Genomic DNA, 11,800 nt, shown 5'->3' with positions numbered 1-11,800 from the left:
TAAAGTTAGAAGTTTCAAGAATAATATAGTTGAAGTTGTGGAAAGGAATAGCGATTTTATTTTTGTCGGGTTGGAAACCCGAGCTACTGATGAGCTGTACAACGGGTTTCCAACACGTAAAAAAACAACAAGATGGGTATTTCATTTTACTAGATGCCTATTTCATCAAACAAGATGCTCATTTCATTTTACTAGACGCCTATTTCATCAAACAAGATGGGTATTTCATTTTACTAGATGCCTATTCCATCAAACAAGATGAGCATTTCATTTTACTAGATGGCTATTTCATCAAACAAGATGGGTATTTCATTTTACTAGATGCCTATTCCATCAAACAAGATGCTCATTTCATTTTACTAGATGCCTATTTCATCAAACAAGATGGTCATTTCATTTTACTAGATGGCTATTTCATCAAACAAGATGAGTATTTTACTATCTATATAACTGATTAATAAATGTTTGTACTAAAAATAAGGCGTTTTTTTATTGGTACTTTAGGGCTTTTATCGATAAATTTATGCTACAGTTTATCAAATATTTCACCTTTAAATAAATCTACTCATGGCATCTACTACAGAAGCAACCTTCGGGGCAAAACTTGCGAACGCATCCACGATTTCCACTCAGTTAAAAAGTTTTGTTGGCTACCTCGCCCCAACTGCCGACACTACTATCGAGCAATACGATTTATTGCTCGAATCTATCAGAACTACCAATGCTGATGTTATCAGCAAAAAGGCAAATTATTCTGCCGCTGTGGAAACTAGGCTCAACCATTTCTCTAAAGAAGCTACCTCTGTAGATAAACTCATCAGCCCAATTTTGGCTACAGTTAGGGCAAAGCTTGGGAAAAATGCCAAAGAGGTATCAGACATTACTGCGATTGCCGTTAAAATCAGAGGGGATAAGGTTTCAAAAGGAAAAGCTGGAGAAAATGGGAACAGTATTAGCCAGGCGGAGCTTTCTTATGGTAGTAAAACGCAAAATTTCACCGACATCGTTAGTATTCTTAGCAGTTTGGGGGCAAATTATAACCCTAGCAATGAAGTTATCAAGATTCCTACTCTTCAAGCGAAGATTACAGCCATCAATCAAGCTAATAATGTTGTGGCAAGTACTTATGGATTACTAAAAGTGAGTGCTGATTTACGCAATACTCAATTTGAACAGCTTTCTGAGGCGACTCAACGTATTAAGGAATCCGTGAAAAGTCAATATGGGGTGAGTTCTGTAGAATATAAATTAATTAAAGGTTTGAAGGTTTGAATTGTAGCACGAGTTGGAAACTTCTGTAAAACGAGTTTCCAACTCGTGTTTTGTTTATAACAGGTTGGAAACCCGTGCTACGGTTCTGTACCACGAGTTTTCAACTCGTTTTTTGTTTTTTACGGGTTGGAAACCCGTGCTACGGTTCTGTATTATGAGTTTTAACTTGTACTTCTTGTTTTTTACGGGTTGGAAACCCGTGTTACCTATCTACTTCGCCCATTACTAAATCCATTGAGCCAATGATGGCTACTAAATCTGCTAACATCGCTCCACGGCTGATTTCTGGAATAATTGATAAATTATGTAGCGAACAAGCTCTTGCTTTTAAACGAACAGGAATATCCGAACGTCCATCTGTACGGAAGAAGAAACCTAATTCTCCTTTGGGGTTTTCGGCACGTGTATATAAATCCATCGCTTGCGGACGAATTTTTTTAGGGACTAACGCTTGCGGATTGAATTCGATAGTACGTTTATGGTCGTTCGTGAGCTGGATTAAACATTGTTCAATAATCTTGATAGATTCATCACATTCTTGTACTCGCACATAGTTTCTATCCCAACAGTCGCCTACTGTTCCCATTTCGCCTTTACCTACGGGAATATCAAAATCTAATTCTGGATAAACCGAATAGCCATCTACTTTGCGTAAATCTACTTTTAGTCCTGAGCCACGAAGTACTGGCCCTGTACAACCATAATTGATTGCCAAAGCCATTGGCAGTACGCCAACATTGGCAGTTCTTTGAATGAAGATTTTGTTTTCGATAATCAATTCTCTTAACTCAACCATTTTAGGTTTTAAGTAATTGATAAATTCTGTACAACGTTCTTCAAAACCTACGGGTAAATCATAAAATAAACCACCTACCCAAATATAATTATAGAGCATTCTTGCTCCAGTAATCCATTCTAATAATCGTTGAATATGCTCACGGTCACGCATTACCCACAAAAAAGCAGTGTAAGCACCAATATCCAAACCATAAGTACCCACAGCGACAAAGTGCGAAGCCAAACGATTTAATTCTGCTACTAAAACACGAATATATTCAATGCGTTTGGGGAGTTTCCCTTCCAAATCTAAGAGTTTTTCCACACCCATTACATAAGCATGTTCTGAATTCATGGCTGCTAAATAATCCATTCTATCTACATAAGGAATGATTTGATTGAATGGTAATGACTCAGCATGTTTTTCAAAACAGCGATGTAAATAACCCAAATGTGGCACAACATCCACCACCAATTCACCATCAGAAACCACTTCCATTCTCAAAACTCCATGCGTTGATGGGTGCTGAGGACCAAGTGATAAAATCATTTCTTCCGATTTTAAATCCTTCAATTGATGTTTGTTAGGATCAGAAAGCCGAAAGTTTTCAGGTTTATATTGATATTGGATTGAGTTCATAGCTTAGTTAAGTACGAAAGTATTTCAAATGAGACGTCGGATGTGAGGACAAAACTATTCACAATTCACTAAATCACAACTTTCTTTATGGTTTGAATTTTTCGTAAACTTCTTTACCTGTTGCAGGGTCTTTTCCCCAAAGTTCTACATACACCACCGAAGGCATCATGCCACTTTCGTCAACTTTTACAAAGACTTTTTTAAGAATTTGCATTTTCCCATTAATGGGGAATAAGGCTACTGGTTCGCCTTGTGGAGTAATTTTTACAACAAATTTTCTTTTACGATATGCCAAGAAGTGTCCGTCATAGCTTTCTTTTTCTGTAGCAACTTCTTTGGTATATAAACCATAAGCAAGTGTTCGCTGAATATTGCTCAATTCTTGTTTGCGGCCACCTTCATTATATTTTATCCAATAAGTATGCACTGGATTTTTGGGATTTAGTTTTTTATCCGCCGTCAGGTTGGCATCGTAAATTACCGTATTTGAATTAGAACTTCGCTGAATATAAAATAAACGAATATCCGTATCAGGAGGCGTTGGGAAGACATCGGTTGGAGTAACCGTTTTATTTTTTTGAGCTAAACTATTGAATACGAATAGAATAGAGACAATAATGATTGTTTTTGAAAATCGCATTGGTAAAGATATTGTTTCCTCTAATTTCCACTATTACATATCAGAGGACAAGCAGTTAAAATGTCATGTTGATTGCTTTCATCCAATTTATTTTCTTGAAAAAGAGTATTTGTCATTGGAAGGCTCAAAGGTAACAAAGCTTATCAAGATTTTTGTTCCTTAAAAGGTATTTTGCATAAATTCTACGAAGGATTTTTAATTTTTTTGTTTGAAAAATACTTAAATGAGTAAACGGTTCTTGCATCAAAAAGATGTTTGAATAAAGGCTTTATCACAATTGTAATATTGTATTTTTATTAGATTCATGTACGAACAACAATCGTAATCAATAATTCATCTAAATTTGTCAATACAGAATAAGTATTACCTCAAATATAAAATCATGAACATTCTCATTATTGAAGACGACGAAAGAATTGCCTCTTTGGTAAAACGAGGATTAGAAGAAAACGATTATACCGTTACGCTTGCTTACGATGGTATGATGGGGCGAAAACTGGCTTTACAAAATGATTATGATTTAATCATCACGGATATAATTTTACCGAAACTCAACGGTTTAGAACTTTGTAAAGATATTCGTTCAGCCAAGCCAGAGACTTTGATTATTATGCTTACTGCTTTGGGAACGACTGATGATAAAGTAGAGGGTTTCGATGCTGGAGCAGACGATTACTTGGTAAAACCTTTTGATTTCAGAGAATTGCACGTGCGTATTCGGGCTTTGATGAAACGCCAAAATGGCAAAACAAACCATCAAGGATTTATCTTGAAATATGATAATTTAGAATTAAATAACCAGACAAAAACCGTAAGCCGTTCTGGCATTGATATTAATTTAACACCCAAAGAATTCAAATTACTAGAATACATGATGCAAAATGCAGAAAGAATTCTGAGTAGAACTGAAATCGCTGATAAAGTTTGGGATACGCATTTTGATACAGGTACTAATTTTATTGATGTGTATATAAACTACTTACGTAAAAAAATTGATAAAGAATTTGAACCTAAACTCATTCATACAAAATCTGGAATGGGTTTTATCTTTAAGGCAGAATGACAATCAGAGAAAAACTAAGTTTACTTTTTACTTTAATCACCGCAGCCATCTTAATGATTTTTGCTGCTTTGGTATATTACTCCGCTTATCAAAATCGTGAAACAGAGTTTTACAATCGCTTGAAAAAAGAGGGAATTACGAAAGCCAATCTTTTTTTTACGGCAAAAGTAGATTCAAAAACGCTTCAAACGATTTATAAAAATAACCGTGAAACCATCAATGAAGTAGAAGTTGCTATTTATGATACCAACTTCCAATTACGCTATCATGACGCTTTAGATATTGATTTTGTGAAAGAAACTAAGCAAATGATTGACGAAGTAAAGCATAAAAATGAAGTACGTTTTTATCAAAAAAATTGGCAAGTTGTAGGTTTACTCTTTAGCAATGAAGGCGAAAAATATATTGTAATGGCTGCCGCTTATGACCAATTTGGCTATAAAAAATTAGAGAACCTTAGAAATACCATTCTGATTATTTTTATTGCTTCAATCATTCTGATTTATGCCGCAGGTCGTTTTTTTTCTAAAAAAGCATTGTCGCCCGTAACGGTCATTGTAAATAAAGTAAAGAAAATCACGGCTTCAAACCTTGATTTACGCTTGAACAATACACAAGGAAGAGATGAACTAGCGGAATTGTCGAGTACTTTCAATGAGATGCTCGACCGTCTGGAAAAATCGTTTGATGCTCAAAAACAATTTGTATCCAACATTTCGCATGAACTAAGAACGCCCCTTGCATCGATGATTACTGAGTTGGAGCTTTCAACGAATAAAGAAAGAAGTATTACAGAATATCAAAGCGTTATTCAAAATACTTTAACGGACGCACAAAAACTCGCTAGACTCGCCACCAGTTTATTAGATTTTGCCAAAGCGAGTTATGACCCTTCTGAGATTTCTTTCAGAGAAACTCGTTTAGACGAAGTACTTTTAGACGCTCGCCACCAAGTACAACGCCAAAATCCAACTTATTTAGTGGATATAATTTATGAAAACGAAGTTGAAAATGACGAAGAACTTTCAATGAATGGCAATGAATATTTATTAAAAGTGGCGTTTGCGAATCTTATCGAAAACGCCTGTAAGTTTTCAGACAATAAAAAATGTGTTATTTCAATTGTTGTTCATCCACAACAAATAAAACTCTGTTTTGTAGATGAAGGAATTGGTATTTGTGAAGAAGAAATCGCCCAAATTTTTACTCCCTTTTTCAGAGGAACAAACAAAAAATATACCGACGGCAATGGCATTGGTCTTTCGCTTACACAAAAAATTGTCAAGTTGCATTACGGTGAAATTTCTGTGAGTTCTCTGATTGGGAAAGGCACAAAATTCATTGTAACATTTGAACATTTGTAAGGGAGTAGAAAATTGCTAGAAATTCACTCCTAATCTCACTGCCATTCTATTTAATTCATACTCTTTCGTAGTGGAAGTAGGATATTCTGGCGTTCCTGAGTTTGTTACGGTTTTGAAAGCATTGTGCTTATAACCGACACTCAACACAAAATTTGCTTGCCCGCCAGTGGGAATTAATAATCCAAGGACTGGACTAATTGCTAAACCTCCAGTAGCTGTCTGATTATCAGATGCGTCATTGTTCAACCAAGTAAAGCCATAGCCAGCATCAACACCAATGTATGGTTTTACTTTTTTTGTATTTGATTTTCCATAAGTATTTCTAATACCGACCGATATTGGCACAATTTGCATGGCATTAAACCAATCGACGCCAACAGTTACCCCAGCAGAAAGCTTGTCAAATATTTTATAGCCATTATAAGATTGAATCGTAAAATTTGTTCTGCCATCAACAGGCGTAGCATACGACATTTGTGTGATTTGATAAGATTTGCCAAATAAGCCACCGAATTCGGTGTAATTGACGTATTTATTTTGAAAAAAACGTTCGATTTTACTTGTTTTTTCCTGTGCAAAAGTCGCTGAGAAAAGGAAGCAAAATAATATGGTTAGTCTGTTTTTCATGTTCTTTAAGGCTTATTAGTTTTCTTTTTTGACCAATATTTTACTTAATAATTTCAGATTATTGGCATCTCTGTAGTCGTATTGATACAAACCGTCCTTACCGATAAGCATTAAAGTGCCATTCAGCGGAATTACATCAAAAGTATCCATGTCTTTGAAATGTTGAATTTGCTTAACATCCATCGGGTTGGTTGCATTGAAGGTCTTCAAACCGCCTTTTCCTTCGCAGATAAAAAGCTTCTTGTTATCAATTCCTAAACCATAAGGACTTTCCATTTCATAAGATTTTTTCAATACAGGCGTAGCAGGATTCGATACATCAATAACATCTAATTGATTCGCTATTGCTGGGCCACAACGGGCAAAGTTATTGACTGAACGAAGGGTGACGTAAGCAATGTCATCTTCCACCACCACAGGGTCGCAAGCACGAACGTGGTCTAAACGAGATAAATAAGTAGGATTATTTGGGTTTTCGTTATTCCAAATTTGCATTCCAGTCGTTGTTCCTAAGAATAATTTGTCTTTATATGGAAAGATGGTTTCTATCCCAAAACCTAATTTAATGGAAGCATCTTTTACAGGTTTTTCAGGATTAGCTAGATTGAAAAGCTTCATTTCATCGTTAGTAACAGCGTATAAATGATTATTCACGATGGCAAACCTTGCCGTAGAACCACCAACACCAGCACCATTTGTTGCAGTTCCTTTACTGGCACTTCCAGCTGAAAAGCTTGAATACAAACCCCAAGATTCATACGTGACGGGGTAATAGTATGGTTTAGGGTCACAGGCTACTTCTTGTGTAGTTGTGTACCATTTCCATTTTGAATCATAAATGGTTTGATTAGTTGCGTTATAACTCCAAGAGATTCCATCAGCAGTACCATAAGTAAATACTTCGTTTACTCTTGAAACCTCTTTAATGGCTGTAGGATTACTAATATCGAAGGCAACGAAATCCGTATAACTATCTGCATAAAGGATATTTCCTTGAACTGCGATGTCAATATTTCCCAGTACTTGTATAAAAGCGATAGCTTTGGGTGCAGCAGGATTTGAATTGTCGATAATATGAAAACCTTTTTTTACTTCGTTGATAAACAAGTAGTTGTCTTTCACATAAATCTTTCCGGGATTCACTAAATCTTGTGGGGCTAGTGTTTTTACACTCGTTCTGAGTTCATTTAATGAAATCATTACTGATTCGTAACCTCTGTAAGTATTGGTTTCTACACAATTATCTTTACAAGAAGTAAAAGCAATCAACAAAGAAAAAAATGAGACTGCCCTAAGTAAATTTTTTTTCATGAGCAATGGGCCTAAAAAGGCATTAAGAGGTTAAACATTTTAACACAAATATTATTTAGCAGTACAAAGTCCATTTACACAATCAACGTTTGGGGGCAAAAGCATGGCACAATCAGAAATCCTATTATATTTTGTATTCAATTCTTTTTGGAAATCTGTATAGGCTTTTACTTTTTCTGCCAATATTTTCTCGTCTGTTTTAGACAAAGAATAAATAATAAATCTGGTAGGTCCACCACAAGCTTTTGCTCCCATTGCCATTACTCTACAGTCATCTCCAGCGCAGGCTTTATTTTGTGCAAAGGTTTCTACTTCAGTATATAGCTGAGTTAATTTTAAATTGTCTGCTTCTTCATCACCAAGTAAATCGTTATTCTTGCAAGAAAAAAATAGTACAAAAGCAAGAATGGGATAAATAATTCTGAATGCTTTCATGGCTTTATTTTACTTTAATACTTGTATAAACTGTTCCTAATTTCTGACCAAAAACAGATAAGTATTTAGGAAAAGGCTGATTCATGACATCTGTTTCACGATAAAAAATAGAATCGTCAATTCTCCAAGATTTAACAGTTTTTCCTTTTTCCTTTCTTTGCAAGAATAACATTCCTCCATCTGCACAACCCGGACAACCAAATGTCCTACTCTCAAGGCTTGAAAGCTCAGTAGGATATTCACTCATTACAGTTTTTACCTTTTGATATTCACTATCGGGCAATTTAAAGCCTGAAAATTGATATTGCTCTTGGTCTTTACAGAAAATATTGCTGGTATCAGCATAAAGTTTTCCGTCATTAATCATATAAATAGCAGAAGCTCTGCAGCCCCAACCTAAGCCTACATGACTAAAAACTAGATAATCTTCAAGTGTTTCAGCACTTACTTTCTGCGAAGAATTAAGTACTTCTACTTCATTTCTTGAACAAGCTAATACTCCTAAAGTAATTAGGAAAACGGATGATAAAATGAGTCTTTTCATGTTAATTATTGTTGATAGGTTCCTACGCCAACGGACACTTTTACATTTTTAAAAATTGACTTTTTCTGAGGTTTTGGTTTTGTTGGCTCATAATATGGCGTGGCATCCATTGGTGAAACAATAGCAGGTTGTTGCCATTCACGAGTAACATTTTTGGTTGATAAAGGTGTTAATTGCACAATAGAATCTGCCAATTTTGTGCGTTCTAAAGGTTCTTCTTCTACTATTTCTAAAGGTTGCTCTTCCGATAATTCTATCGGAAGAGTCTTTGTTTTAAGGGGTAATTGAGGGACTAGAGGTTGAATGTTTTTCTCAATTTTTTCATTGATGGTAGGTGCAGCACTTTTCAACAATGTTTGTTTTTCTAACTTGATTTCCTCTTGTAGAATAGGCTGAATGTCATTATTAAGGCTAGTATTGGCGATAAAAACCCAATACCCAACACCAAGCAATGCTACTAAAGCACTGCCTAAGTAATAGAATGGGAAAGTATTTTTTGGGGTTTGAGGTAACGATGACGGCCCGACCTCAACATCCAAACTTTGCTCTATCTTATCCCAAAGGGCATCTGATGGAGTCAAAGAGGTATCGTCAAAGGCATTTTGCCATTGTTCCTCAAATGAATTATTTGTAAAATCGTTCATCATTAGCTATTTACGGATAATTGACTTTGTAAAATGGCCTTAGCCCGTGCATATTGTGACTTTGATGTTCCTTCTGTAATATTTAACATTTCAGCGATTTCTTTGTGTTGATAACCTTCGATGGCATAAAGGTTAAACACCGACTGACAACCTTTGGGTAATTTTCGAATCATTTCAATTAATTCTTTGAAATGAATGCCTTCAATACTTGTTAAACCATCAGTAAATTGATTTTCGTATTCTTGTACATCACTCATTCCTTGAAAATGCTGTTGCGCACGAATATGATTGATGGCAACATTAATAACGATTCGCTTAATCCATGCACCCAAGGTACTTTCTCCTCTGAACTTACTTAAATTCTGAAATATCTTAATAAATGCTTCTTGTAATACATCCTCAGCCTCTTCTTTATTTTGGGTATAGCGAGCACAGACCACCAACATTCTACCAGCGTAAGCATTGTATAGCTTTCGTTGGGCGTTTCGGTCATTTTGCAGACAGGCCTGTATGAGCTGTTCTTCGTTTTCCAAAATCTATTAAAATTTAATTAAAGAGGCTTATGTAATGGTGAATTAGCGATTTTTCCTTACCGAGGCTGGCGTCTTCACCAGACCTCATTCAATGGTTGCCATTGTTTGTTTCTCTATGAACAATTTTATCAAACAACGAGAGAGCTAACCGTTACATTACAAAGACGTTAAAACATTAAAAACAGTTGGAAAAGCACATGAAAAAAATTATATTTTTCTGTGTATTCACTTACTTCTCTACACTAAAGCCACTAACTATTGGCTTTTTATTATCTTTGCATTCTAAAATTTGAAATTTTACCTTCTGTGAATCAAGAAATAAGAGATAAATACGAAGTCGTTATCGGCTTAGAAGTACACGCTCAGTTACAAACTGAGAGTAAAATTTTTGCGGCCGACGCTGCTTCATTTGGTGCTTCACCTAACACACATATTTCGCCCATTACACTCGGACACCCCGGTACTTTACCAAAGCTCAATAAAAAAGCTGTTGAATTTGCGATGAGAATGGGTATTGCTTGTAATTCTCAAATTACTGAAAATCAATATTTTGATAGAAAGAATTATTTTTATCCAGATCTTCCAAAGGGTTATCAGATTACTCAAGATAAAACACCTATTTGTATGGGTGGCGGCGTTCATGTAAAACTTTCAACTGGCGAAAAAACCGTTCGTTTTCATCATATTCATTTAGAAGAAGATGCAGGAAAATCTTTGCATACCGACGGTTCAAGCGATAGTTTGTTAGATTATAACCGTGCTGGAACGCCTTTGATTGAAATGGTAACTGAACCCGAAATTAAATCTGCCGAAGAAGCTGCTACGTTTATGACCGAAGTACGAAAATTGGTTCGTTACTTAGGCATTTGCGACGGAAACATGGAAGAAGGCTCACTTCGTTGTGATGTGAATATTTCTGTGATGCCTGTCGGAAGTAAAGTTTTCGGAACAAAAGTTGAAATTAAAAATATGAATTCAATGCGTTTTATTCAAAAAGCCATTGAATATGAAATTGTTAGACAAATTGATGCCGTAGAAAACAACGAAAAAATCATTCAAGAAACTCGAAGTTTTGACCCAGCCACTGGACGTACCTCAGGAATGCGTGAGAAAGAATCAATGAATGATTACCGTTACTTTCCTGAGCCAGACCTTGTGCCTTTAGTAATTTCAGAAGAATGGCTTTCGTCGGTAAAAGAACAAATGCCAGCACTTCCGTGGGAGCTTTTCGAGAAATTTACCAAAGAATATGGTTTGCCAGCATACGATGCAAACGTTTTAACCGATTCAAGAGAAGTAGCCGAATACTTTGAAGCTACTTGTCAGTTTACAAAAAACTATAAAGCGGTTTCAAACTGGATTATGGGAACGGTAAAATCATATTTGAACGACCATAATTTAGAAATTGGACAATTAAGCGTTACTCCTGAACAATTAGCACAATTGATTCAACTGGTTGATGATGGAAAAGTAAGTAATTCAACAGCGTCACAGCAGATTTTTCCTGAAATGATTGCTGATAATGCGAAAACACCACTACAAATTGCCGAAGCTAAGAATCTGATTCAACAAAGCAATACTGATACACTTCAAACGTTAGTTGATGAGGTTTTGGCAAACAATTCTGCTAAAGTAAAAGAATATAAAAATGGCAAGAAAGGACTTTTAAGTATGTTCATGGGTGAAATCATGAAGAAATCTAAAGGTTCGGCGGATCCTAAAGTAACCACTGCTTTATTGCAAAAAACCTTAGAAAATTTATAACAGATTTATTTTAGAGTCCTTGTATTTGTCTAAAATTTGTGCGTCAGCATTTTTCGAAATTCCGCTGTTTGAGCGGAGCGAGTTTCGGAACTTCTTGATTTTCTTTTGTTACTTTTCTTTCATCAAGGTGCTGTGTTAAAAACCTATGATTTAAGATTAAATATTTTTTATAAATTGCACTATCAG

The 11,800-nt window shown here is 35.5% G+C and carries 13 protein-coding genes; 5 read left to right on the top strand and 8 right to left on the bottom strand.

From position 1 onward, the window contains the following. Positions 1–29 precede the first annotated feature (29 nt). Both HNP25_RS03825 and HNP25_RS03820 read left to right on the top strand, forming a co-directional pair. Positions 30–458 (top strand): hypothetical protein, encoded by a 429-nt coding sequence (locus tag HNP25_RS03825; RefSeq protein ID WP_221432395.1) that lies wholly within the window; start codon positions 30–32, stop codon positions 456–458. Positions 459–567: 109 nt separating this feature from the next. After that, positions 568–1,272 carry a hypothetical protein gene (locus HNP25_RS03820; RefSeq protein WP_184130570.1) on the top strand — a complete coding sequence of 235 codons (705 nt, stop codon included), beginning with the start codon at positions 568–570 and terminating at the stop codon, positions 1,270–1,272. A 202-nt stretch (positions 1,273–1,474) separates the two neighbouring features. Here HNP25_RS03820 and HNP25_RS03815 read toward each other — a convergent pair whose 3' ends face one another. Together HNP25_RS03815 and HNP25_RS03810 are read right to left on the bottom strand one after the other, a co-directional pair. Continuing rightward, complete coding sequence (locus HNP25_RS03815; protein ID WP_184130567.1) at positions 1,475–2,689, bottom strand: NADH-quinone oxidoreductase subunit D; 1,215 nt, start codon at positions 2,687–2,689, stop codon at positions 1,475–1,477. An 85-nt stretch (positions 2,690–2,774) separates the two neighbouring features. After that, a complete protein-coding gene (locus HNP25_RS03810; protein ID WP_184130564.1) occupies positions 2,775–3,329 on the bottom strand; it encodes a DUF4833 domain-containing protein in 555 nt (184 codons plus the stop codon). 382 nt (positions 3,330–3,711) lie between these two features. Between HNP25_RS03810 and HNP25_RS03805 the strand changes: the two genes are divergently transcribed. Together HNP25_RS03805 and HNP25_RS03800 are read left to right on the top strand one after the other, a co-directional pair. Then, positions 3,712–4,392, top strand: a complete 681-nt coding sequence (locus HNP25_RS03805; protein ID WP_184130562.1) for a response regulator transcription factor — start codon at positions 3,712–3,714, stop codon at positions 4,390–4,392. Next, positions 4,389–5,756, top strand: a complete 1,368-nt coding sequence (locus HNP25_RS03800; protein ID WP_184130559.1) for a HAMP domain-containing sensor histidine kinase — start codon at positions 4,389–4,391, stop codon at positions 5,754–5,756. Before HNP25_RS03805 ends, HNP25_RS03800 begins: the two co-directional genes overlap by 4 nt. A 15-nt stretch (positions 5,757–5,771) precedes the next feature. Here HNP25_RS03800 and HNP25_RS03795 read toward each other — a convergent pair whose 3' ends face one another. From HNP25_RS03795 to HNP25_RS03770, 6 genes are read right to left on the bottom strand one after another with little or no spacing between them, the layout of a single operon-like run. After that, complete coding sequence (locus HNP25_RS03795) at positions 5,772–6,383, bottom strand: hypothetical protein (protein ID WP_184130556.1); 612 nt, start codon at positions 6,381–6,383, stop codon at positions 5,772–5,774. Between the two features lie 15 nt (positions 6,384–6,398). Beyond that, positions 6,399–7,694, bottom strand: coding sequence for an LVIVD repeat-containing protein (locus tag HNP25_RS03790; protein WP_184130554.1), 1,296 nt, complete (start codon positions 7,692–7,694; stop codon positions 6,399–6,401). Between the two features lie 51 nt (positions 7,695–7,745). Beyond that, positions 7,746–8,129 carry a hypothetical protein gene (locus HNP25_RS03785; protein WP_184130552.1) on the bottom strand — a complete coding sequence of 128 codons (384 nt, stop codon included), beginning with the start codon at positions 8,127–8,129 and terminating at the stop codon, positions 7,746–7,748. Positions 8,130–8,133: 4 nt separating this feature from the next. Continuing rightward, positions 8,134–8,673: a hypothetical protein gene (locus tag HNP25_RS03780; protein WP_184130550.1), complete on the bottom strand. Its 540-nt coding sequence runs from the start codon at positions 8,671–8,673 to the stop codon at positions 8,134–8,136. 5 nt (positions 8,674–8,678) lie between these two features. Next, the gene (locus HNP25_RS03775; protein WP_184130548.1) at positions 8,679–9,320 is read right to left on the bottom strand and encodes a hypothetical protein; all 642 of its coding nucleotides are present in this window, start codon (positions 9,318–9,320) and stop codon (positions 8,679–8,681) included. Then, positions 9,320–9,850: an RNA polymerase sigma factor gene (locus HNP25_RS03770; RefSeq protein ID WP_184130546.1), complete on the bottom strand. Its 531-nt coding sequence runs from the start codon at positions 9,848–9,850 to the stop codon at positions 9,320–9,322. Before HNP25_RS03770 ends, HNP25_RS03775 begins: the two co-directional genes overlap by 1 nt. Positions 9,851–10,156: 306 nt before the next feature. Here HNP25_RS03770 and gatB point away from each other — a divergent pair, with 306 nt between their 5' ends. Beyond that, a complete protein-coding gene (gatB, locus tag HNP25_RS03765) occupies positions 10,157–11,614 on the top strand; it encodes an Asp-tRNA(Asn)/Glu-tRNA(Gln) amidotransferase subunit GatB (protein ID WP_310587153.1) in 1,458 nt (485 codons plus the stop codon). Positions 11,615–11,800: the final 186 nt, after the last annotated feature.

Origin of the sequence: Arcicella rosea (assembly GCF_014204325.1) — a bacterium.
Taxonomy (GTDB): Bacteria; Bacteroidota; Bacteroidia; order Cytophagales; family Spirosomataceae; genus Arcicella; species Arcicella rosea_A.
This window is presented reverse-complemented; position numbering and strand designations above follow the sequence as displayed.